The following is a 22,187-nucleotide window of genomic DNA, read 5'->3' on the forward strand; positions in this document are numbered from 1 at the left end:
AGCACTCACGCTATGGATATTCAGAACCATTACTACGGCCACAGCGCTGCACTTGCTCGCGCGGCTGGGCTCGATTCTGTGCGACACATCAACGGACTCATTCAGCACGGTTGGACCGTCACCTCCCCCAACCTCGCCCAGTTCGCGGACTTCGCGACGCTCCCGAAAACCGCTCGCCGACTCGTCTGGAGTCACGCCGCTCGGGGGTGGAGTGCCGAGGACGACTCGTTCGAAACGACGGCGATCGGCGCCCCCTTCCTCTACCTCAGCGCGCTGACGGCAGGTGCACCGTCGCGCCGCAGTGCAGCCGTCGTCTTTCCCGTTCACGGCACCCGTCTCGTGGAAGTCGGAAGTGACGATGTCGCTTTCGCTCGCGAGATCGCGGATCGCGAGGGCCCTGCCGTCATCTGCGTGCATCCTGAGGACCTAGACCGCCCGGACAAGCGCGCGGTGTGGACCAAGTTCGGCCACACTGTGGTGAGTGCTGGGGCACGACGCGATCCCGAGTTCCTCGGGCGAATCCTCGCACTGGTGAGGTCGGCACCCCGCGTTGTGTCCAACCAGCTTTCAACCGCGATTCTCTACGCTGCCGCCGAAGGCACCGAAATTGCGATCTATGGATCTGACGCCTCGACGGGGAGCCTCGGAACGGGTGTCGCCGAACGAACTCGCGACCTATGGCCGGAGTTCTACGCCGACGTCGACACCGAGCGCCTCCGATCGATCGCACTGGCAGAGCTAGGACGCGACCATTTGCTCGATCCCGCAGGCTTGCGTGCGGCGCTCGGCTGGGAGCATCGATCGCCGAATCCGTTCTTGAGCTATTGGATCAGCGCTCCCGTGCGCAAAGCCGGCGCCGTACTTGGCCTTGTTGGGCGCCCGCGCGGGGCCAAGGAATCATCCACGGCATCACCGCCGTCGGCGTTTCTGCGCCACCCGCTCAGTCATCTGCCCGGTCGGCTGCCTCGCCTTCCTGCGAAAGGCGAGCCGTTCCCGCACCCGCTGACCCCACCGAATGAGCGCTGACTGTCCCAGACACTGGGTCACGCAGGCGGCATCTGCGATACCGACGAGGGGACCCGATTCCTGATGGCATCGTCCGCGGCGGAGAACCAGCCAGGCTCGCGTTAGGAGACCGCGTCGTGCTTCTTTGTGCGCCTGAAGGAGAAATACTTGTGCCCGCCGTAGCTGATCACCGCGACGGCGAGCGCGACACATCCCTGGGCGATTACAGGGGCGGTCCCTGTGGTCTCGATGACGAGAGGCAGCAAAACCGTATTGAGTCCGAGACCTGCGAGATTGACGACGGTGAATCGCGCGAGGTCGAGCCAGAAGTGGCCGCGCACCCTGAACACGAAGTACCTGTGGAGGAAGAAGGCGCAGAGAATGGCGACGGCGTACGACAAATAGAGAGAAACCATGTAGCCGAAGCGGCCGAGGTGCACACCGATGAGTTGCTGCGCAAGCGTGAACAGGGCCCAGCCGAGCACGGTGTTGAAGGCACCCACAATGAGGAACGCGACGCGCTGATCCGTGACGAGCTTGAGCAGCAGGCCGCGAGGAGTGGCAGAAGCCTCGGACACCCTTTGGGCATCGTGATCGGCTGCCGTCTCAGTCGCACCGCGGTCTGTGAGCATCACTCTTAATGTAGTGTCACGGCGTGACCCCTGTAACGCCGCCCCACTCGATCTCGGTTGTTGTGCCCGTATATCGTGGCGCAGAAACTCTGCCGGCCCTCGTGGCCGAGATCCAGTCACTAGTTGACGGTTTCAGGACTCCGCACGGGCGCGCGGCCCGAGTCGCGGAAGTGCTCCTCGTCCACGATCACGGACCGGACGCGTCCGCCTCTGTGATTCGAGAACTGGAGCAACTCCACTCCTTTGTTCGAGGGATATGGCTGAGCCGCAACTTCGGTCAGCACGCTGCGACCCTTGCGGGCATCGCGTCGTCAGGGGAGGAGTGGATCTCCACGATCGATGAGGACGGTCAGTACGACCCCGGGCAAATTGGAATCATGCTGGACGTGGCAATGGAGGAGCAGGCCAGTCTCGTCTACGCGCACCCAGTGAACGAGGCTCCGCACAGTTTCTTCCGTAACGTCACGTCGCGTACGTCGAAGCGGATCGTCGACGTTTTGAGCGGCGGCAAAGGCGCACGCGTCTATCACTCGTTTCGTCTCATGTTGGGCGAGACCGGTCGGTCCGTCGCAGCCTATGCGGGTCAAGGTGTGTATCTCGACGTGGCGCTCGGGTGGGTTGCTGACGACATTTCGACGGCCCCGATCCGGCTCCGTGAAGAGTTCGACAGACCATCCGGCTACAACTTGCGTCGCTTGCTTTCTCACTTCTGGCGACTCGTCCTTACGAGCGGCACCAGGGGCCTACGTGTCGTCAGCGTCGTCGGAGCGATCCTCGCTGCTCTCGGACTCGTTACTGCGATCGTGCTCGCCGTCAATCGCGTCGCCGGGGGCTCTTGGCCACAGGGATGGGCCTCTCTCATGGTGGCGGTGCTCGTCATCGGTGGCATCGTCCTCTTCTTCCTCGGGATCATCGCCGAGTATGTCGGGGTCGTCGTCAACCAGGCGATGGGAAGACCGCCATACCTGATCATCTCCGACCCCGACCGTGGCCCACTCGGGCGCGACAGTCAGACGACTGCATTCACCCCGGAGGGCAAGGACTTTCCGAAGTGAATGCGAAGCGCGCGCTCGTTATCGGGAGCCACGGCCTTTTAGGGCAAGCGCTCTCACGTGAATTGACGCGGCGCGGCGCCGACGTTTTCTCTCCGGAGATTCGTTGGGGGCTACCGGCGAGTCGAAGCGATCTGCAGCACGCCTTTCGTAGTCTCACTAAGCCCGACGAGCCGTGGTCCTTGTATTGGTCTGCCGGAGCCGGCGTCACTCAGACACCCCAGAACGCATTCGACGAAGAGATCGCCGTCTTCTCGTCGTTCGTCGATCACATTGCTCGATCGAAGGCGGCGAGCCGGGGTACGATCTTCTTCGCTTCGTCGGTGGGCGGCGCATATGGGGGATCGGCAAATCCGCCCTTTACGGAATCAACCCTTCCTTCTCCGCTCGCGCCGTACGGGCAAACAAAGCTGATTCTCGAACGCATCGTCGCGAGCCTCACTGATGTCGGTGCGCGCGTGGCCATCGGTCGGATCGCAAACCTGTACGGCCCTGGACAGAACCTTGCCAAACCCCAGGGACTCGTCTCGCAACTTTGCGTCTCCCTGGTGACGAATAGGCCGCTGGGGGTCTATGTGCCCATGGACACCCTGCGCGACTACATCTACGTTCAGGACGCCGCGACCGTCGTCGTCGACCTGCTACAAACAGTGGCAGCTTGGGAATCGGGTTCGCGACCCGTCACCAAGATCATCGCCACTGGTCAGGCGATTTCGATCGCCAAGGTCCTCGGAGAGATGCGTCTGATCGCCCGTCGTCGCCCGCCGCTTATCCTCGCATCCTCGACATACGCGACGTCGCAGACGAGAGATTTACGCGTGCGCTCGACGGTTTTTCCGGAACTCGATCGAAGGGCCCACACTCCATTCCCTGTCGGATTTGCGCGCACATTAGCCGATGTACGCTCTCGCATTCTGAACCCAAGCTAACCGCCGGCAGCGTTGCTATCGACTCGGTACACAGCGAAATGGCCCTTTACGAGTACGAGGTCGGCGTAGTTTTTCAATCGCGAAGACTCGCGCGACACAGAGCGATCAACGACGATCCAGTCCACGGAGTGCTCCCGCAGCCAGTTCATCGTCGTCGGCGATGGACTCGATAGAGCCCCGTCATTCTGAGCGAGGAATGCTGGATCCCAGAACCGTGTCCCGGCCGGGGCCGAATCCCAATCAGGAGCTACGTCCTGCGGGGCTGGGGCGTAGTCCCAGCCTTCGAGGAGCACTTGTCTTTCTGAGAGCGCGCCGAGCCAGAAGTGCCGGGCGTTGCTGCAATATGCGTCGACGGGGGGCTCCGCCTTCACGGGAGGCTGGGCGCTGAACGGCGGTTGCGCCGTCCCTAAACAGTGCATGTTGGTGACGATCGTGTCATCAACCTGAGAATGGTCACGCACCCACCGGGCCGCGTACGCCCCGTCGGCGTCGGTCTTTGGAAACCAGGAGGTCTGCGACATCGGCAAAAGCCCTTGAACGGCCAATTCCGTCGCGCTCGAGCCCTGGAGCGCGACAACCGAGACGAGCAGCCCGACGATCACGAGTCCGCTGAGGGGCGCTCGCCTGCGCTTCGCGAACAGGACGATCACAAGCACAGCGATGGCGCCGATCAGGAGCGAGAGAGAGATGAGGACCGCATACGGCGCGAAAAGATCTGCCCACGTCTTTTGGTACTCATAAGCGATTGGGATATGAAAGGAATGCCGCACCGCAACTGCAGCCCCGAGTCCGAGTACTAGGGACACCGGCACTACCGCGACTCCGACTCGACGGTTGACATGCAGCGCTTTGGCAGCCTCGAAGACACCGATCCCAGCGAGTATGCCCAGTAGGGGCCAGGCGCCGCGCAAGAACCAGATCTGGCTGAGGGTGGGATGTGCCGTCAATAAGGATCCACCGAAGCCTGACAGCCCGACGCCGGCGAGCATCCAGACCCCTAGGTCTTTGCGTTTCACGATGATCGCGACGAGCGCCGCGATCACCCCGAGAGACCACCCCACTGCTAGGAATGCTGCCTTGAACGGGCTGAGGTGAATAGCGAAAGCCGGGTGCAGCAACGATGCGAATGCGGTCCAGTGCGTGGCTGTGACATCGAGAGATGGGACGAGACCGCGGGCCCCGGTGCCCAGAATCAAGTACAGAGTGGCGAGGAAGAGGACTGCGACTGCGCCAAGAAGGAACAATATTCTTCCGGACTTTCGCGCCCTGATAATCCAGCCAACAGCCAAAGCCGCGATCAGAGCGCAGATCGTCTGAGGCAGCAGAGTCGCCTTGGCTCCTCCAGCGACGAACGCGATCAGCACGAAAGCCGATAGTTGGGGAAGGCTTACGCGTTTCCGGCTGATGATGACTATTGCGAGCAGTAGCAGCAGATGAAATATCGGTTGCGCGAACGTCTGGGTGGGACTCCTATAGACGCCGAGATTGAGGCTCGCGACCTGGATGAGGGGGTAATGAGTGCCCGCCCACAATGGCGGAGGATTCGTGAAGTACGCGAACCCGGCTCCGAGAACTGCGCCGACCGATGACTTCGTGATCCGATGTGCCAAAGCGGCACAAAGCAGCACAGCGAGGATCAAGAGAGGGATCGTGGCCAGGCGTAAGACGAGAACCGTTAGATCGATCCCCGTCCAACGGGCTGCATCTGCGATGTGGTACGAGACCATCAACTCGTACTTGAGAGGTATGGCTGCAACATTCGGGAAGGTGGTTCCACCATGAAGCACCATTGCTGAGATGGCCTGCTGGAAGTTCATGTCCTCTTGTGGCGCGACCGCGTACCACTGACCGGGCATGCCAGGAATCTGCGAGATCGTGTGGTTCCGCCAGTCGTTGTTGACCACCCACCAACACGCCAGCACGCTGAACGCGGACAGAGCCCAGCCCATCCATGCAGGGGTTTCTGCGGCGTCTGCCTGCGAACGCCACAGGCTCCGGAGCCGGGGACGGACAATGCAGAGGCCCACCACGATGACGATCCAGACCGCGGCTAATCGCGGTACTCCAAACGGCGTGAGCAGCCAAGTCAAGAGGGTCTGGACGCAGAGCCCGAGTGTAGTTCCTGCAGCGACTTCTTCGAGGAATGACTTGGGATTCGTCCTCAGCATTCGCCATAGCAACGTCCCGGGAATCGCTGCGAAGACGAGAAGGTACAGCGAGTACAGGAAAACAGAGAGCAACGGTGTGTTGAAGGCAACGAACATCACCAGCGTGGCGACGTAGCCGACTATGGCGGGGACCCATCGCACAAGCCGATGGCCCCACTGAGGGAGCAGCGAATGCCGGTCGACGATCGACACCGGCGCCGAAGCGGACAGGGATGCCTACCGAAGTTGAGAAAGGAACTCGAGCGCGACGTCGATGACGCGGTCCTGCTCGGCATCCGTGAGGTCGTACGAACAGGGTAATGACAGTCCGCGGTTGAAGATGTCTTCGGCGACCGCGCCGCCGAGCTGCGCAGACCCCTGCCACGGTGGCTGCATGTGCAGCGGGCGCCAGAGCGGGCGTGAGCCGATCTGCGCCTCCCCCATGTGCTTCCAGAGCGCATCCCGATACTCGGTGCCGATGCCCGCGGGTGCGAGCACCGAGTACAGCCAGTAGGTTGCGTCGAAGCCCGGGACACGCGGCGGGGCAGTGATCGCCGTACCGGCGAACGCCTTGTCATAGCGGCGCGCGACGTGTGCGCGTCGTGCTTTCAGCTCATCGAGACGGTCGAGTTGCGCAAGGCCGAGCGCGGCTGCGATGTTGGTCAGGCGGTAGTTGTATCCGACCTCGTCGTGCAGGTACCCGATGTCTGGCACCTTGGCTTGCGTGGAGAGGTGCTTTGCCCGCGCGGCAAGGTCGGCGTCGTCGGTGACCAGCATCCCGCCGCCGCCTGCCGTGGCGATTTTGTTGCCGTTGAAGGAGAAGGCGCCGATGGTGCCGATGGTGCCGGTGTGGCGACCGGCGAAGGCGCCGTCGCTCCATGTGGCGCCGAGCGATTCTGCGGCGTCTTCGACAATGGCGATGCCGTTGCTCAGGCAGAACTCGACCAGGCGGTCGATCCGCGCGGGCTGACCGAGAATGTGCACGGGCTCGACCACTGCGGGTAGCGCCTCACCCTTGCGCTTCCGGTTCTCCAATGCCTCGATGAGCAGGTCCTGGTCCAAGCACCACGTCTCGCGGTCGGAGTCGACGAGCAACGCGTTTGCACCCACGTACGCGACCGGATTGCTGGAGCCGACGAAGGTGAAGTCCGGAACGGCGATATCGGCGCCGCGCGGAACGTCGAGCGCGGCGAAGGCCAGGTGGATCGCGGCGGTGCCGCTCGTGCAGGCGACGGCGTACTTCGAGCCGACCAGTTCGGCGAACGTGTGCTCGAACTCCGCGACATACGGACCGACGGACGAGACGAATCCCGACTTCACGGCGTCGGTCACTCGTGCCACTTCGTGGTCTGTGATGGTAGGGACGGCGAGCGGGATGAACGGCAGATCGGAGTTCGCCGTCTCCGCTCGAGGAGTGTTTCCCCAGGAGGCGCTGTCTGAACTCTGGGCGCTCATCGGTGGTAGATCCCCGCGGTGGTCGCATCGACCCGGCCGCGCAGCCACTCGGCAGTCGCTCGCAAGCCGTCTTCGAGCGAAGTCTGCGGTGTCCAGTCGAGCACTTCAGCTGCTTGGCTGGGGTCGGACAGCAGAATCTCGACTTCCGAGCCAGCCGGACGGAACCGGTCCTCGTCGGTTGTCACCGTCGCCGTCGATCTCGTTGCCTCGAGGCACATCTCGAATGTCTCGCCGATCGACACCGTGCGCCCCGTTCCGAGCTGCACCACCGTGCCGGGCGTGAGATCCTTCGTCGCAGCGCGCACGAAGCCGTCGGCGGTGTCGGCGACGAAGGTGAAGTCCCTCTTCGGTGACAAAGCGCCCAGGTGAACCTCGGTTGCCCCGGCAAGGAGCTGGTTGAGGATGGTGGGGATGACAGCTCGCATCGATTGGCGAGGGCCGAACGTGTTGAAAGGACGCAGTACCGTGACTGGCGTCTCGAACGATAACGCGTAGGACTCGCACATCTTGTCCGCACCGATCTTCGATGCCGAGTATGGCGACTGCCCGCGCAGCGGGTGAGTGACAGTGATCGGAACGGACTCTGGTGTGCCGTAAACCTCGGAGGTCGAGGTGTGCACCATGCGCGGCGTCCCTTCCGCGCGGACCGCCTCGAGCACGTTGAGCGTGCCGGTGATGTTCGTGTCGACGTAAGAACGCGGTGCCACGTACGAGTACGGGATCGCGATGAGCGCTGCAAGGTGCAGCACGACGTCGACGCCCTTGACCAGCGTGTGCACATACTCTGCATCGCGGATGTCCGCGAGTCTCACATCGAGGTCGTCGCGGATCGGCGACTCGTCGAGCCAGCCGGCCGACCCGTTGGAATTGTAGAGACACATTGCTCGCACGTTCGCGCCGTCGCGAACGAGGCGTTCGACGAGGTGGCTGCCGATGAAGCCGTCCGCTCCGGTCACCAGAACGGTCTTACCGGCAATCGCACTCACTGATTTCCCCTTGCTCTCGCCAAGTCGCGAGGTGTTCCGACGTCGATCCAATCCGATTCCATCGACCAAGCCCCAACGGTGAGACCACGCTGGATGCAGGTTTCGACAAGCTCTGGCATCGTACTGGGACGGCCTGAGGGCACGAAGCCCAATGCATCGGGCGAGACGACGTAGATTCCAGCATTGGTCTCGACGTCGAGAACAGGCTTCTCCACAAGTTGAGCGATGTGCCGGTCGGAGCCGCGCTCGACTACGCCGAATGGCACCTGGTGCTCGTAGCGTCGTGTGGCGACGGTCACGGCACTACCCATAGCCACATGCGAGTCGATGAATTCACCGACGTCGAATTGCACCATCAGGTCGGCATTCGTCACGACCAGGGGAGCGTCGGGCAGTTCGGCACGGTCGATCAGCGCGAGGGAGCCCGCCGTTCCCAATGGGGTCTCGGCGTCTTCATGGATGTAATGGATCGTTGCTCCGATGGAGGAGCCGTCGCCGAGGCGCTCGATGATCTGGTCTGCTAGGTAATTCACCGAGATGTAGAACGTGCGGATGCCGCCACTGATCAGATTGAGTAGAACCCACTCGATGATGGGGCGCCCGGCGATAGGAACGAGTGGCTTAGGAGTGTGCTGAGTCAGCTCTCCGAGGCGCACGCCACGCCCACCCGCCATCACGACAGCGACGTTGTCGAGCACAGGATGGCCGACGATATCGCTGAGGGTATGCATACCGATCACCCGGCCGTCGCCGTCTATCACCGGAATCTGCTCGAGCCGCGTGGCCCGCATGACGTCGAGCGCGTGAGCACGGTTCGTACCCTCCGGCACTGTCGTCGGGTTGCGCGTGGCGCGAGCCAGCGCGGGATCATCGAGCGCCGCGCCGTCGAGGATGGCGTGGCGCAGGTCGCCGTCGGTGAGTACACCGACCAGAAGTCCATTGTCGACGAGCACCGCGATCTCCAGGCCGTTGCGGTCGATCAGCTTCATCGCATCCCGAATGCTGGCCGAAGAGCCGAGTGTGTAGTCGGCCACGGTACGGGTTCTATTCATCGTGCAGTGTCTCCTTCTGGTCCGCCCGGCGGATCACACGAGCGTCGAGATCACGGAAGCGTTTCGGCCCAGCCGGGCGCCGGATCTGCAAGATCAATTCGGCGATGCGCGCGGCGGCCCGCCCGTCGCCGTAAGGGTTCATCGTACCGTGGGGGTGGGGGCTCGCCAGCGCCCGCTGAACGCCCGCCTTCACGTTCTCGCGTCCGTCGTCGACGTGGGTGACGGTGGCTGCACGCAATCGCCCGGTTTGACGAGTGCCGACGTCGACAGCCGGTACGTTCACCGTGGCGGCTTCGATGATGCCCGACGATGAGTTGCCGACAACGACGTCGCAGGCAGCGAGCACACGCGGATACCGAGCGCCAAGTGCTGGCACTGCAACGACATTCGGGAGCGTCTCTACCGCGGTGAGCAAGGCGTCACGTACGGCATAGCCACCGGGGTCCGGCCCAGGGTGGGTGACGATCACGGTTGCGGCAGCGTCGGCGGTTCCCAGCAATGCATCGACCGCCCCGTGCACCATCTCCGCGACCGACTCGGTCGTGACCGGGTGATAAGTGAACAGCGCCAACGGCCTTCGAAGATCGACGCCAAGAGCCGATGCAATCTCGGCATCCGAAAGCGGGGTGGCTTCGGCGAGACGATCGAGCCCAGGGGCTCCGGTGACGTGCACCGTTGCCGGATCTTCTCCCATCTGCACGAGACGGTCCATGGCATCCGTGGAGGCCACGCAGTGCACGTCGGACAGCTTGGTGATCGCGTGCCGGACGCGCTCGTCGATGGCGCCCTCAGTGACCTCTCCACCGTGAAGATGCACGACGGGTACCCGAGCGAGCACCGCAGGCATCACCACCCAAGGCAGCTCCCAGCGATCTCCGAGCACCACGAGGACCTCGATGGTGTCCAGCACCTCCGCGATGCCCTGGGACAGGGCTGCACCGGTACGAGCGGCATCCGCCGGGGTATCGCCTACGAGTCGCGGGCCGATAGCGCGAACGACAACCCGGTTGACCCCGATATCGGCGAGCGCGGCTCCGGCAGACTCCGCGTCGAATCCGACGCCCGTGAGCACGAGCAACTCGTGCGCGGCTTCAGCGATCCTGGCGAGGACCGGCCCGAGGGGTCCGAGGTCGGCTCGCCCGGAAACGAAGACCGCGACAGTCATTCGGCCGTGACTGCGTCCGGAACGAGAGCATCGCCTGTCGCGACCGCGCGCGTGGTCGTACGGCCGACGATGTCCACGGCGACCGAGACGCCTGTCTCCGGGCGCAGGGCGATCACGTCGTCGGTGGAGATGACATGCCCGGCCGGCAAGTCTCGGCGCACATGCCACGAGCGGCGAACCAAGGGAGCGTTCTCGAACTCGCTCGGCATCCGCCGCTTCTTGCCGTCGCCGAGCATCTGCACGGCGGTGCTGACATCGCTGATGTACTCCGCCAATTCTTCTGGCTCGAGGCTGGCTGCGTGGTCCGGACCAGGCGCAGTGGAATCGAGCGTGAAATGCTTCTCGAAGATGCGTGCGCCGAGTGCCGCGGAGGCGACCGCCGCCGTCGATCCGGCCGTATGGTCAGACCAGCCGACCGGCACGTCGAACTGCTCGGCCATCGCGGGAATAGCCAACAGATTGCAATCCTCGAACGGAGCGGGATAGGCCGAGACGCAATGGAACAGCGCACGGCCCGGCGCGGCCGCGGCCGCTTCGAGCGCCGCACCGACCTCGTCGAGGCTTGCCATACCGGTGGAGATCAGCAATGGAACGCCCAACTCGGCAAGACGACGGATGAAGGCGAGATTGGTGAGTTCGCCGGAGGGAACTTTGAGTGCCGGCACCCCGAGTTCGAGCAGCAGGTCGGCGCTGGCCAGGTCGAACGGTGTCGAGAGGAAAAGCAGACCCTTCTCGCTGGCATGATCCGACAACTCGCGCCATGCACTGCGCGGCAGTGAGAGCGCTTGGAGCAACTCGGACTGCGACGATGACCCCGTCGCGCGCTCCTGGTAGGGAGCAGAAGACGTGTTCTCCGCGACCAGCGAACTCGCTTCGAAGGTCTGGAATTTGACGGATCCGGCTCCGGCCTCTGCCGCGACGTCGATGAGAGTGTGGGCCTTAGCGACATCGCCGTCGTGGTTGACGCCGGCTTCGGCGATGACGAACGGCAGATCCCCACCCAAAAGGTGGTTCCCGACGGTGATTGTTTCCACAGCGACCCTTCGCTCGGTCAGACGGATTTCGGATCTGTGCCCGCGCGGCGATGCGGATGTGCTGGTACTCCACTGACTACAGCCCCCGCGGGGACATCTCGCACGACCACACTACCGGCACCGACCATCGCACCTGCGCCCACGCTGACGGAGGGCAATACGACGGCCCCAGCACCGACCAAGGCGCCTTGGCCGATGCTGGCCCCTCCCAGGAGTCGTGCGCCGGGTGCGACGTGAACGTGGTCGTCGATGACGACGTCGTGTTCGACGACGGCAGCGGTGTTGATGATCACCCCGCGGCCGATACGAGCGCCGGGTCCGACGTGGGCGTGTTCCAGGACTTGGCTTCCGTCGCCGAGCGTGCCACCGACGGTGGCCGTAGATGCGATGACGGTGGCGAGGGTGAGACCCATTCCGTCAGCCAGCGCGAGCTCTCGCGCACGCACCGTGTTGTCGCCAATGGCTACCGTGAAGGACCCGGCCAGCGCTCGGTCATCAAGATCGGCGACTTCCGAAACGACAGTGACGCTCCAGCCTGACGGAATGAAGGGATCGACGACGGCGAGCAGCGGAATGCCGCTGCGAGCAGCAACGTCGGCGATCGACCGCGCGTGGCCACCACCGCCCAGGATCACGAGACCAGAGCTCGGCACGTCTGACATATGGCCATAGTATGGCGGGGCGGAATGCGACCAGCGGTACTCTGTGCCCCGCCCGCCCCCGAAACAGACACGAAGAGGTCCGCGCTCGGTGATCAACACAGCTGCTGTCCGCGGCACCGGCTCGATCGGTTCTCGGCACCTGAGGGTGCTGCGTTCGATCGGGGTGGTGGATCTGGTTGCGGTTCCGGTACGTGACGGCCGGTCATCCTCTCCGGAACTGGCGGGTGCGCGCATCGCCGACGCGGTGCCCCAAGGGGCCGACCTCGTGGTCGTGGCGACGGATACTGCTCGCCACATACAGGACGCGATCGAGGCATTGGATGCCGGTGCCGGCTTGGTCCTGGTGGAGAAGCCCTTGGCCCGCTCGACAGCGGAAGTCGAGGCCCTCGAAGCGCACCCACGGCGGGACCGCGTGCGCGTGTGCGCGCCCTTGCGTTTCCACGAAGGCCTGCGCGCCGCACGCGCGGCCGTCGGAAGGCTCAGCGGCACAGAGCCGTTTGCGGCGTCGGTGCGCATCGTCTCGCAGAGCTGGCTGCCTCATTGGCGTCCGGACCGCGACTACCGCGAGTCGTATTCTGCCCGCCAGGGTGAGGGCGGTGTACTGCTCGACCTGGTGCACGAGATCGACTACGCGCTGTGGACCTTCGGACACCCATCGGGGCCGCTGGGGGCAACTCTCTCTCCGGTGCCTTCGCCCGTTCTCGGGCTCATGGTCGAGGAGGCGGCAGACTTGACTTGGGAAAGTGCTGACGGGTCGCAGGTCTCGATGCGCCTGGACTACGTGACCCGTCCGATAGCACGGTCGATGCACGTCACCTCTCCGAACGGATCGGTGCGATGGGATGCGATCGCTTCCCGTGTCGAGACCGTCACCGTTGACGGTGAGGTTCGCAGCACCGACTATCCAGACGATCTGGACCGCGACGCGGTGCTCGCCCGGCAGGCCAGAGCACTCTCGGGAGTCTTGGAAGGCCGAAGCGAAGACGGCCTTCTCGACCTCGCGACCGCACGGCTCGCGGTCGAGGTCACCGAACGAGCCCGAGCCGTCGGGTGGCGCAAACTGGACGGGTCGTATCGACATTCAGAGAGGCCCTGACTTGAGCAGCAAGATCCTCGCCGTCATCCCGGCACGAGGCGGTTCGAAGGGACTGCCTGGCAAGAACCTGCTGCCGCTCGCGGGTGTTCCCTTGATCGGCTACGCGATTGCCTGCGGCGAGGCGCTCCCGTCGGTTGCCCGCACCATCGTCACGACCGACGACCGGGGGATCGCGAACACGGCTCGGGCTCTCGGAGGTGATGTGCCGTTCATTCGCCCTGCAGAGCTGGCTCAAGACGACACACCGATGGCACCGGTCATCCAACACGCGCTCGCCGAGGTCGAACGCCAAGAGGGTGTGTCATACGACGGTGTGCTGCTACTCGACCCGACCAGTCCAGCGCGAGATCCGCATCATATCGACCAGGCGATTTTGCAGTTCGATGCACGGCCCGACCTCGACGGCGTCGTCGCCGTGTCCGCACCGTTCTTCGACCCGCTCTGGGTCGGGATCGAAGAAGCCGAGGACGGAACCATGCGTCGCTTCTTTCCGGAGGCAGCGGGGGTTACGCGGCGACAGGGCAACCCGCGTCGGTACTTGCGTGTCAACGGTTCCTTCTATCTATGGCGTTCAGCGTTCGTCAGACGGCTGAAGTCCAACTGGCTTGACGAGGGAGTATTCGCCCCATTCGAGATTCCCGAGGCCGAGGCTTTCTCGATCGACGACGAATCCGAGTTCCGCATGATCGAGGCACTGGCGGCGGGCGGCTTCGTACGGCTTCCCGCCGTGCCAACGGAGGAAACTTGATGACTGTCTCACGCCCATTGCGCGATCTCATGTCCCTCGATGGCCGAACCGCGGTGGTGACCGGTGGTGCGGGCCCATTGGGGTCTGTGCTGTCCTCGACTCTCGCTGAATTGGGTGCTCGCGTCGTCGTCATCGATCTGGACGAGGGTGCGAGCCAGGCCACGGCGGATGCACTAGACGAGGTATTGGTTGGACCGCACCTCGGCATCGGTGCGAACCTCATGGAAGCCGGTGTGGCGTCGCGGATCGTCGACGAAGTCGAACGCGTCGCGGGTGGCTTGGACATCATCGTCAACAACGCTGCGTTCACCGGGACCAGTGGTGTGCCCGGATACGCGGTGCCGTTCGACGAGCAGACTGACGAGGCATTCCTTTCAGCAGCCCAACTGAACTTGCTCGCGCCGTTCTCCCTCGTGAGGACGGCGCTTCCCCTGCTCCGAGCATCGACGCACGGCTCCGTTGTCAACGTCAGTTCGATCTATGGGCTTGTGGGGCCGAACATGCGGCTCTATGACGGGACGTCGATGGGGAATCCCGCGGCGTACGGTGCCACCAAGGGCGGAATCGCCCAGCTCACGCGCTACCTGGCGACCGTCATGGCGCCGGGGGTACGCGTGAACGCGATCGCTCCTGGCGGTATTGCGCGCGGGCAAGATGAACAATTCGTACAGCGTTACGAGGCATTGACCCCCTTGGGCCGAATGGCCACCGAAGACGACATGCGTGGCGCCGTGGCGTGGCTGGCAAGCGACGCCGCAGGCTACGTCACGGGGCAGGTCATCGCGATCGATGGCGGCTGGACAGCCTGGTGATTCCGCGCGGTCCGCTGTCGTTCACCAGCGCGATTTCTTGGGCTTCGCGGTCTTAGATTCACGCACTTGCGGAGTCTCTAGCCTGCATCGGTCGGCTCCGGCGCCGCCGGCAGCGCCTGCCGCCACGACATGCCCTGCGACGCCTTCACCGTGCAGATGACCAGCAGCATCCAGCCGCCGTCGTAGAGAATCGTGCTCTCGGCCATCGCCGTGCCGATCAGTGCGATGAGCACGAGCGGCGGCCAGGCGTAGATGACGCTGCGCTTGTTGGAACCGAGCAGCCAGGATCGGAACATCGCGAGCCCGAGCAGCAGCAGGAAGAGCAGGAATCCGACGAGGCCGACCTGCAGCCAGACATCCAGGAACGCGTTCAAGCCGTTGGCGTGCGGAGCGCCGGTCGCCGCGTTGATGAGCGAATAGGGCGGCAGGGAGCCTCGCCAGAAGCCGATCCAGCCCCAGCCGAGCAATGGGTTCGTCGGAATGAGGTGCCAGATCTGGATCCACACGTCGTACCGCACCGTGATCACGCTCTCGCCGTGCAGCAGGTCGATGATGGGTGCCCTGAAGATGAAGGCGAGAACGGCGACCGCAGTCGAGAAGACGCCGAGCACGATCTGCACGTAGAAACGCCAGCGCTCGCTGCGGATGTGTCTGAGCCCGAACAGCGCAGCGCTCGCCAGCACCACGATGACGAGCATGATCGCGATGACGGGAGAGCTGGAGAACACCAGGCACAGGGCCGCCACCAGCACCGAGAACGATGCCATAAGCAGTGACACCGACTTCGTGCGCCATTCGATGATGAACGTCACAGCTGCGATGAGTGCGACGAGCCCCAGCTGGTTGCGACTTCCGAAGAGTCCGGAGATGGGTCCGCCGTGCGCGAGGTTGCCGGCGATGCCCAGGAACTTGATCGGCATGTCGATCAGCAGCCCGCTCAGAACCTCGAGGGCGAGGGATGCCGTGAGCAGCACCCGCAGAACGTCGCCGATCACGCGCACGATCTGGATCGCATCCCGCACCAGCGCCAGATAGACAGCCAGGAACGCGAACAGCACCTGGTACAGCACGGCGGCGAGGGTCGCCCACTGGTAGACGCTCCAGATGACGGACACGGCGCACCAGCCGACGAACAGCAACAGCGACACCGGCAGCAGTCCGTGCCACTCGATGGCGGGCCAGTGCGCGATGAAGGAGCCGGCCGCGAGCACGACGAGTGCGCCGAGCACGCCGATGAGGCCGGGCCATCCGATGACGTCGCGAATGGCGGTCGTCAGGAAAGCGACACCCACGATGCACAGCGACAGCGCACGGGAGAACTTGGCCGACTCGAACAGTGCGCGCGTCAACGCGAACCATTGCGGCACGCGTCGCGGTTGAGCCATGCGGATGTCTGACCCCTCGTCGGTGTTCACGGGCGCTCCAAGTTTATGGTGCGGCCGGTCTGCGTTCCGCGGGTTGAGGAGCTCCGCGTAGCGGCGCGTCTCGAAACCCCGGCGCCGGGTTTCGAGACGCGCGCCTGCGGCGTGCTCCTCAACCCACGAGGTGCCTACGGGCGGTCGACCTTCGTCTTGATGCTGAACGCGACGAGCAGGGCGAAGCCCGCCTCGATGAGCATGCGGCTCTCGGTGACCGATTGCGCGATCGCGGCGGCCATCATCAGCAACGGAAGCAGCGTGATCGCCGTGTAGCGCACATCCGATCGCACGACGCCTGCTGAATCGAACGGCGCTCGGTCGACAGCCATGAACCAGGTGCGACCGAATGTGGAGAGCACGAGCAGCGCGAAGAACACGAGACCGACGATGCCGATCTGCAGCCAGACATCCAGATACGCGTTGTGCGCCTGCAGGTACTCGACCTTGTTGCGGATGGCCAGTCCCTTGAACGGCTCGACCCACGGTGCCCAGTAGCTGACCCAGCCCCATCCGAAGGCCGGCTTCTGCTGTGCCAGCTGGATGACCTTGTCCCAGATATCGGTGCGCCCGGTGAGATCGGAACTCTTGCCCAGCAGGGCGGTGAGGTTGCTCCAGAACAGCACGACGGATGCCACGCCCACCACGAGCACGGCCACCGCCGTCGCGTAGACAGGCACCCGCTTGCTCTGCGGTACCGCGCGTCCCCACAGGGCGAACAGCAGCACCACGATCACGACCGCGAGCGCGGCGATCACCGTGGACGACCGCGTGAGCAGGAACGTGATGCCGGCCAGTGCGAGCCACACGATGCCGGCGGTGCGGTTGACGACGCGGTCGGCGAGCTGGATGCCGAACACGATGATCGCGAACAGCGTGATCATGCCGAGGATGTCGCTGTTGCCGACGATGCCCTGGATCTTGCCTCCATGGAACAGCAGGTCCCGGCTCCAGTAGAAGGCGTCGGGCAGCTTGCCTGACGGGTACTGGTACGTCGTGAAGAACGGCAGCAGTGGCTTGCGCACGAAGATCGAGACGATCAGCTCGAAGAGGAGCGACAAGACGATGATCCATCGGAACGCGGCGCCGAGCGCGCGGAGGATCTGCTGCCAGGTCAGGCAGAGCGCGAAGAACGCGCCGGCGGTCGCGGTGGCCAGTTGCGCCACGACGCCGATCACGCTCTCGGCGCGGTAGGCGGACCAGGCGATCGAGACGACACAGAGCAGCAGGAAGAGCAGCAACGTCTTCGGCCACTTGCGAATCGGCACGCGCGGCCTGGTGCGCACCAGGAACACGATGCTGACGACCAGGCAGAGGAACACGACGATTCCCCAGCCGTACCAGCTGATGCTGTTGCGCCAGAAGTCGCCCGCGAACAGCGTGAACAACATGAATCCGGCGAACGCCAGCTTCCAACCCTGGCCGGAGGGAACGGTGAGCGGCGTCTTCGCCGGCCGGGTCTCGAGGCTCATGAGACTCACTGTAATGGCCCTCGATTGTGCTCCCTGAGCGAGCGAAGCGAGTCGAAGGGCCGAACGCCGACTACACGAATGCGGCGACGCCGGTGATCGCGCGGCCCACGATGAGGGTGTTCATCTCGCGGGTGCCCTCGTACGAGTAGACGGCTTCCGCGTCGTTGAAGAACCGGGTGACGTCGTAGTCCAGCACGATGCCGTTTCCGCCGAAGATCTCGCGGGCCCATGCAACGGTCTCGCGCATGCGGGAGGTGGTGAACGCCTTCGCGAGGGCGGAGTGCTCGTCGCGCTGGGTGCCGGCGTCGAGCATCCGTGACACCTGCACGACGATGCCGAGGGATGCCGTGATATTGCCCAGCGACTTCGCCAGCAGATCCTGTACGAGCTGATGCGACGCGATCGGCTTGCCGAACTGGATGCGCTCCGCCGCGTACTTCACGGCCGCCTCGTACGCACCGACGGCGACGCCGACCGCGGCCCACGCCACCTCGGCGCGGGTGGCGCGCAGCACCTTCGCGGTGTCGCGGAACGAGTTCGCGTTCTGCAACCGCAACGACTCGGGGACGCGCACGTTCTCGAGCGTGATGTCCGCGTTCTGCACGGCACGCAGCGCCTGCTTGCCCTCGATCTTCGTCGCGGTGTAGCCGGACGTCTCGGTGGGCACGATGAACCCCTTGACCTGGCCGTCGGCGACATCCTTCGCCCAGATGATGGTGATGTCGCTGAACGTGGCGTTGCCGATCCAGCGCTTCGAGCCGTTGATGACCCACTCGTCGCCCTGGCGCTCCGCTGTGGTGCGCAGACCCTGTGCCGAGTCGGAACCGGAGAGCGGCTCGGTGAGCCCGAACGCTCCGATGATCTCGCCGGAGGCCAGCTTCGGCAGCCACTCATCCCGCTGCGCCTGCGATCCGCAGGCGCTGACGGCGCCTGCGGCGAGTCCGTTCTGCACGCCGACGTACGTGGCGACGGATGCGTCGACGCGCGCGAGTTCCAACGCCACGAACCCGCGGAACACGGCCGAATTCGGGAACGGCTTCGTCTCATCCCAGGCGAAGGCCGCCACCCCGAGTCGGTGCAGCTCGGGGATGACCTGCTTCGGGAACTCCGCACGCTCCCAGTACTCGTTCGCGATCGGCTTCACCTCGGTCTCGAGGTAGGAGCGCAGCGCTGCGATCGCGTCCTTCTCCTGGTCGGTGAGCTCGTTTTCGAACCCGTAGAAGTCCGCCGCGAGAGGCTCGAATGCCATGACTGCTCCATTGCTAGATAGGGGTTTGCAAGACTCGGCCAGCCTAGGCAGCGGCATCCGGGCGCCCAAGGCGATTGGTACTCTGCGACTACCAGAAGAAAGGGCGGGTGCGGATGTTTGTGCGCATCGACAACGCCCCTCGCGACTACGCGTGGGGATCCTTGCACGGCATCGCAGACCTGCTCGGCAGAGAGGCGTCCGGCAGGCCGGAGGCGGAGCTGTGGCTCGGCGCGCATCCCGGATCGCCGAGCGTTCTCGTGCATCCGGTCGGCGAGGCGACGACGCTGGCCGCGCTGATCTCGGACGACCCGGGAACGACGCTCGGACACGAGTGGCTCGACTTCGAGCGCGATGTCGAGGAACGGGCAGAGGCGATCGAACGCGGCTCACTGGATGCTCCAGCCGTCGGGGGCGCGGAGCGCGCGCCCCATCTCGGATATCTGCTGAAGGTGCTGTCGGCAGCCGCGCCGCTGTCGATCCAGGCGCACCCCTCGTCGGAGCAGGCGCTTGCCGGGTTCGATCGCGAGAATGCGCTGGGCGTTCCGCTGGACTCGCCGGAGCGCAACTACAAAGATCCGTTCCACAAGCCGGAGCTCATCTATCCGGTCACGCCGTTCGACGCGCTGTGCGGGTTCCGGTCGGTGTCCGCGTCGCTCGCGGCGATCGACAAACTGATCGTGGTCGGCCGCGCCGAGGCGTTGCCGCGCGACGAGATCGAGGTGCTGCGAGGCATCCTGGCCAGTGGCGACGACGAGGAGTCCGCGCTGCGTGCCGGCGTCGGTCTGCTGCTCGGCGGGGGAGAGGCCGCCGAGGAGATCGTGCAGCAGGCGACCGAGATCGCCCGCTCGTCGAGTGGGATCGCGCTCCCCGAGTTCGACGTGGTTCGGCTGCTAGCGGATGCCTACCCCGGTGATCCGGGAGTGGTGCTCGCTCTGCTGCTGAACCGGGTCGCGTTGAAGCCGGGCGAGGTGCTCTACCTGCCGGCCGGAAACATCCATGCCTATCTCTCCGGAACCGGGATCGAGCTCATGGCGGCGTCGGACAACGTTCTGCGCGGAGGCCTCACGCCGAAGCACATCGACGTGCCGGAACTGCTGCGCGTGCTGGACTTCGCGCCGGTGTCGGTCCCGTTGCTCGCGCCGTCTCGGGTGGGCGCGGTCGAGCTGTTCGAGCCCGACGTGCCCGACTTCCGGCTGGCGCACGTGACAGCGGATGCCTCGCTCGAGCCCTCGGGACCGGCGATCGTGCTGTGCACGGCCGGGACGGCATCCGTGCGGGGTGCTCTCGGCGACATCGAGCTCGAGCGCGGCCAGGCGTGCTTCGTCACGCCGGACGAGGGCGGCCTGCATCTCACCCTCTCCGAGGGCGCGACCCTCTTCGCCGCCATGCCGAACCTGCTGCCCGAGTAGCCCTCCGAACTGCCACGCTCCCTCGTGGGTTGAGGAGCACGCGGTACCACCGCGCGCGTCTCGAAACCCGCGCTACGGCATTCAGACGCGAGACAGGTTTCGAGACGCGCGCCTTCGGCGTGCTCCTCAACCCACGACAGGGACGATCCACACTGACGATAGGTTGGATGCCATGTCTTGGTTGGTGACCGGCGGGGCCGGCTATATCGGATCCCACGTCGTGCGCGCGTTCGGCGAGGCGGGCATCGACACCGTCGTCATCGACGACCTGTCGAGCGGACACGAGTCGTTCGTGCAGGCGGGAGAGCCCTTCGTTCACGGGACCATCCTCGACGGCGAGCTGCTCGCGCGCACGTTCGCTGAGCATCCGATCACGGGTGTGATGCACATCGCCGGCTACAAGTACGCGGGCGTCTCGGTGCGGCGACCGCTGCACACGTACGAGCAGAACGTGACAGGCACGGCGACGCTGCTGGCCGCGATGGAGGATGCCGGCATCGGCACCATCGTGTTCTCCTCCAGTGCCGCGGTGTACGGAACTCCCGACGTCGACCTCGTGACGGAAGACACCCCGAAGGCGCCAGAGTCGCCATATGGCGAGTCGAAGCTGATCGGCGAATGGCTGCTGCGCGATCAGGGGATCGCCAAGGGCTTCCGGCATTCGAGCCTGCGGTACTTCAACGTCGTGGGATCTGGATACGACGCCCTCTACGACACGAGCCCCCACAACCTGTTCCCGCTTGTGTTCGACGCCCTGCTCGACGGACGCACCCCGCGCATCAACGGCGATGACTACCCGACGCCGGATGGCACGTGCGTGCGCGACTACGTGCACGTCTCCGATCTGGCGCACTCGCACGTGGTCGCCGCCCAGCGTCTCGAGGCGGATCACGCGCTCGAGTCCGCATACAACCTGGGCAGCGGCGACGGCGTCTCCGTTGGCCAGATCATGTCGACCGTCGCCGAGGTGACGGGCATCGACTTCACGCCCGAGATCGCGGCGCGACGACCGGGGGACCCGGCCCGCATCGTCGCATCGGGAGAACTCGCCGCCCGCGACCTCGACTGGAAGATGCGCCACAGCCTGACCGACATGGTGGCCAGCGCTTGGCGCGCCAGGCAGGCATCCGTCGAGACCCCGCCGGTCGACTAGCGTCCCCACCGCTGGTTGATCAGCGGGAAAAGTACTCGACCAGCGAAGGCCAACCGACGCCCCGAACCCCGCGGTCGGGCGTGTCGCGACCCCCGGCGGCCGCGATCCGCGCCATGGTGCGGCGCTCGCGTCTCGACGACACCGGCGGAGAAATCGTTGTGTGTTTCTCGGCGCGTCGCGAACCCTCCAGCGCGAGTTGAGGCTTTACGATTTGCGACTTGACTCGATCGAACTACACGGCTGTAATTAGTGAAACGCGCAGTGCGCGTGGCAACACATGTGGGGAGATCGATATGGCGATGAGCGAATATCGACCGGGGGTACCTGAAAACTGGTTCGTCGATCCTGTTCGGCTTGGGGTGCCGGGGGTTCCGTCGCGCGCAGAGGATGAAGAGAATCCGCTGTCGTGGCAATCGGATGCGCTCTGTGCGCAGACGGACCCCGAGGCGTTCTTCCCTGAAAAGGGCGGATCGACGAGGGATGCCAAGAAGATCTGCACCTCGTGCGAGGTGCGGGCTCAGTGCCTGGAGTATGCGCTCCAGAACGATGAGCGCTTCGGTATCTGGGGTGGCCTCTCGGAACGAGAGCGTCGCAAGCTGCGTCGTCGCGCAGGCTGACGGCCGGGGAGCCGCGGGCCGCGTGACGATCGGGGGCCGGGGGACCAATTCGTGAAGCACGCGACCCTGGTCCCCGGTATTGCGCACGCCTTTGCCT

The 22,187-nt window shown here is 64.8% G+C and carries 20 protein-coding genes; 9 read left to right on the forward strand and 11 right to left on the reverse strand.

Annotation, left to right across the window (positions count from 1 at the left end; all coding sequences use genetic code 11):
- Positions 1 to 12 precede the first annotated feature (12 nt).
- Complete coding sequence (locus MJ603_RS09780; protein WP_243063525.1) at positions 13 to 1,026, forward strand: hypothetical protein; 1,014 nt, start codon at positions 13 to 15, stop codon at positions 1,024 to 1,026.
- Positions 1,027 to 1,127: 101 nt separating this feature from the next.
- Here MJ603_RS09780 and MJ603_RS09785 read toward each other — a convergent pair whose 3' ends face one another.
- On the reverse strand, positions 1,128 to 1,637 hold the full coding sequence (locus tag MJ603_RS09785; protein ID WP_243063526.1) for a GtrA family protein: 510 nt from the start codon (positions 1,635 to 1,637) through the stop codon (positions 1,128 to 1,130).
- Positions 1,638 to 1,660: 23 nt separating this feature from the next.
- Between MJ603_RS09785 and MJ603_RS18765 the strand changes: the two genes are divergently transcribed.
- Both MJ603_RS18765 and MJ603_RS09795 read left to right on the forward strand, forming a co-directional pair.
- On the forward strand, positions 1,661 to 2,692 hold the full coding sequence (locus MJ603_RS18765) for a glycosyltransferase (protein ID WP_243063527.1): 1,032 nt from the start codon (positions 1,661 to 1,663) through the stop codon (positions 2,690 to 2,692).
- On the forward strand, positions 2,689 to 3,618 hold the full coding sequence (locus MJ603_RS09795) for an NAD-dependent epimerase/dehydratase family protein (RefSeq protein ID WP_243063528.1): 930 nt from the start codon (positions 2,689 to 2,691) through the stop codon (positions 3,616 to 3,618). Before MJ603_RS18765 ends, MJ603_RS09795 begins: the two co-directional genes overlap by 4 nt.
- Here MJ603_RS09795 and MJ603_RS09800 read toward each other — a convergent pair.
- Genes MJ603_RS09800 through MJ603_RS09830 form a run of 7 tightly spaced genes read right to left on the reverse strand, consistent with a single transcriptional unit; the run spans position 3,615 to position 12,119 of the window.
- Positions 3,615 to 5,978 (reverse strand): hypothetical protein, encoded by a 2,364-nt coding sequence (locus MJ603_RS09800; RefSeq protein WP_243063529.1) that lies wholly within the window; start codon positions 5,976 to 5,978, stop codon positions 3,615 to 3,617. The two genes, MJ603_RS09795 and MJ603_RS09800, sit on opposite strands and share 4 nt — an antisense overlap.
- A gap of 24 nt (positions 5,979 to 6,002) precedes the next feature.
- Positions 6,003 to 7,220 (reverse strand): aminotransferase class I/II-fold pyridoxal phosphate-dependent enzyme, encoded by a 1,218-nt coding sequence (locus MJ603_RS09805; protein WP_243063530.1) that lies wholly within the window; start codon positions 7,218 to 7,220, stop codon positions 6,003 to 6,005.
- Positions 7,217 to 8,206, reverse strand: a complete 990-nt coding sequence (locus MJ603_RS09810; protein WP_243063531.1) for an SDR family NAD(P)-dependent oxidoreductase — start codon at positions 8,204 to 8,206, stop codon at positions 7,217 to 7,219. Before MJ603_RS09810 ends, MJ603_RS09805 begins: the two co-directional genes overlap by 4 nt.
- On the reverse strand, positions 8,203 to 9,258 hold the full coding sequence (locus MJ603_RS09815; protein WP_279239130.1) for a sugar phosphate nucleotidyltransferase: 1,056 nt from the start codon (positions 9,256 to 9,258) through the stop codon (positions 8,203 to 8,205). Before MJ603_RS09815 ends, MJ603_RS09810 begins: the two co-directional genes overlap by 4 nt.
- On the reverse strand, positions 9,251 to 10,423 hold the full coding sequence (gene neuC, locus MJ603_RS09820; protein ID WP_243063533.1) for a UDP-N-acetylglucosamine 2-epimerase: 1,173 nt from the start codon (positions 10,421 to 10,423) through the stop codon (positions 9,251 to 9,253). Before neuC ends, MJ603_RS09815 begins: the two co-directional genes overlap by 8 nt.
- Entirely contained in the window at positions 10,420 to 11,457 is a 1,038-nt protein-coding gene (locus MJ603_RS09825; protein ID WP_243063534.1) for an N-acetylneuraminate synthase family protein, read from the reverse strand. The genes neuC and MJ603_RS09825 overlap by 4 nt, the downstream gene beginning before the upstream one ends.
- A gap of 17 nt (positions 11,458 to 11,474) precedes the next feature.
- On the reverse strand, positions 11,475 to 12,119 hold the full coding sequence (locus MJ603_RS09830) for an acetyltransferase (protein ID WP_243063535.1): 645 nt from the start codon (positions 12,117 to 12,119) through the stop codon (positions 11,475 to 11,477).
- An 88-nt stretch (positions 12,120 to 12,207) separates the two neighbouring features.
- Here MJ603_RS09830 and MJ603_RS09835 point away from each other — a divergent pair, with 88 nt between their 5' ends.
- The 3 genes from MJ603_RS09835 to MJ603_RS09845 are packed head-to-tail and all read left to right on the forward strand — an operon-like array spanning position 12,208 to position 14,775.
- The gene (locus tag MJ603_RS09835) at positions 12,208 to 13,215 is read left to right on the forward strand and encodes a Gfo/Idh/MocA family protein (protein WP_243063536.1); all 1,008 of its coding nucleotides are present in this window, start codon (positions 12,208 to 12,210) and stop codon (positions 13,213 to 13,215) included.
- Between the two features lies 1 nt (position 13,216).
- On the forward strand, positions 13,217 to 13,963 hold the full coding sequence (locus MJ603_RS09840) for a cytidylyltransferase domain-containing protein (protein WP_243063537.1): 747 nt from the start codon (positions 13,217 to 13,219) through the stop codon (positions 13,961 to 13,963).
- Positions 13,963 to 14,775 (forward strand): SDR family oxidoreductase, encoded by an 813-nt coding sequence (locus MJ603_RS09845; protein WP_243063538.1) that lies wholly within the window; start codon positions 13,963 to 13,965, stop codon positions 14,773 to 14,775. Before MJ603_RS09840 ends, MJ603_RS09845 begins: the two co-directional genes overlap by 1 nt.
- 77 nt (positions 14,776 to 14,852) lie before the next feature.
- On the opposite strand, the gene MJ603_RS09850 is transcribed toward MJ603_RS09845, so the two are convergent.
- From MJ603_RS09850 to MJ603_RS09860, 3 genes are all read right to left on the reverse strand, one after another.
- Positions 14,853 to 16,190 carry an O-antigen ligase gene (locus tag MJ603_RS09850; protein ID WP_243063539.1) on the reverse strand — a complete coding sequence of 446 codons (1,338 nt, stop codon included), beginning with the start codon at positions 16,188 to 16,190 and terminating at the stop codon, positions 14,853 to 14,855.
- A 134-nt stretch (positions 16,191 to 16,324) separates the two neighbouring features.
- Entirely contained in the window at positions 16,325 to 17,662 is a 1,338-nt protein-coding gene (locus tag MJ603_RS09855) for an O-antigen ligase (protein ID WP_243063540.1), read from the reverse strand.
- A 70-nt stretch (positions 17,663 to 17,732) separates the two neighbouring features.
- Entirely contained in the window at positions 17,733 to 18,911 is a 1,179-nt protein-coding gene (locus MJ603_RS09860) for an acyl-CoA dehydrogenase family protein (protein WP_243063541.1), read from the reverse strand.
- A 113-nt stretch (positions 18,912 to 19,024) separates the two neighbouring features.
- Between MJ603_RS09860 and manA the strand changes: the two genes are divergently transcribed.
- The 3 genes from manA (at position 19,025) to MJ603_RS09875 (ending at position 22,090) form a co-directional block, all read left to right on the forward strand.
- Positions 19,025 to 20,320: a mannose-6-phosphate isomerase, class I gene (manA, locus tag MJ603_RS09865; RefSeq protein WP_243063542.1), complete on the forward strand. Its 1,296-nt coding sequence runs from the start codon at positions 19,025 to 19,027 to the stop codon at positions 20,318 to 20,320.
- Positions 20,321 to 20,492: 172 nt separating this feature from the next.
- Positions 20,493 to 21,473 (forward strand): UDP-glucose 4-epimerase GalE, encoded by a 981-nt coding sequence (galE, locus tag MJ603_RS09870; RefSeq protein WP_243063543.1) that lies wholly within the window; start codon positions 20,493 to 20,495, stop codon positions 21,471 to 21,473.
- Positions 21,474 to 21,772: 299 nt separating this feature from the next.
- Positions 21,773 to 22,090, forward strand: coding sequence for a WhiB family transcriptional regulator (locus MJ603_RS09875; RefSeq protein ID WP_374230890.1), 318 nt, complete (start codon positions 21,773 to 21,775; stop codon positions 22,088 to 22,090).
- Positions 22,091 to 22,187: the final 97 nt, after the last annotated feature.

The organism is Humibacter sp. RRB41, assembly GCF_022761015.1.
Taxonomy (GTDB): domain Bacteria; phylum Actinomycetota; class Actinomycetes; order Actinomycetales; family Microbacteriaceae; genus Humibacter.

Excerpts from the sequence above, each read along its gene's own strand:
- MJ603_RS09780 (WP_243063525.1), top strand. The coding sequence starts at position 13 with ATGGATATTCAGAACCATTACTACGGCCACAGCGCTGCACTTGCTCGC.
- MJ603_RS09785 (WP_243063526.1), bottom strand. The coding sequence starts at position 1,637 with ATGCTCACAGACCGCGGTGCGACTGAGACGGCAGCCGATCACGATGCC.
- MJ603_RS09805 (WP_243063530.1), bottom strand. The coding sequence starts at position 7,220 with ATGAGCGCCCAGAGTTCAGACAGCGCCTCCTGGGGAAACACTCCTCGA.
- MJ603_RS09815 (WP_279239130.1), bottom strand. The coding sequence starts at position 9,258 with ATGAATAGAACCCGTACCGTGGCCGACTACACACTCGGCTCTTCGGCC.
- neuC (WP_243063533.1), bottom strand. The coding sequence starts at position 10,423 with ATGACTGTCGCGGTCTTCGTTTCCGGGCGAGCCGACCTCGGACCCCTC.
- MJ603_RS09830 (WP_243063535.1), bottom strand. The coding sequence starts at position 12,119 with ATGTCAGACGTGCCGAGCTCTGGTCTCGTGATCCTGGGCGGTGGTGGC.
- MJ603_RS09845 (WP_243063538.1), top strand. The coding sequence starts at position 13,963 with ATGACTGTCTCACGCCCATTGCGCGATCTCATGTCCCTCGATGGCCGA.
- MJ603_RS09855 (WP_243063540.1), bottom strand. The coding sequence starts at position 17,662 with ATGAGCCTCGAGACCCGGCCGGCGAAGACGCCGCTCACCGTTCCCTCC.
- MJ603_RS09860 (WP_243063541.1), bottom strand. The coding sequence starts at position 18,911 with ATGGCATTCGAGCCTCTCGCGGCGGACTTCTACGGGTTCGAAAACGAG.
- manA (WP_243063542.1), top strand. The coding sequence starts at position 19,025 with ATGTTTGTGCGCATCGACAACGCCCCTCGCGACTACGCGTGGGGATCC.
- galE (WP_243063543.1), top strand. The coding sequence starts at position 20,493 with ATGTCTTGGTTGGTGACCGGCGGGGCCGGCTATATCGGATCCCACGTC.
- MJ603_RS09875 (WP_374230890.1), top strand. The coding sequence starts at position 21,773 with ATGAGCGAATATCGACCGGGGGTACCTGAAAACTGGTTCGTCGATCCT.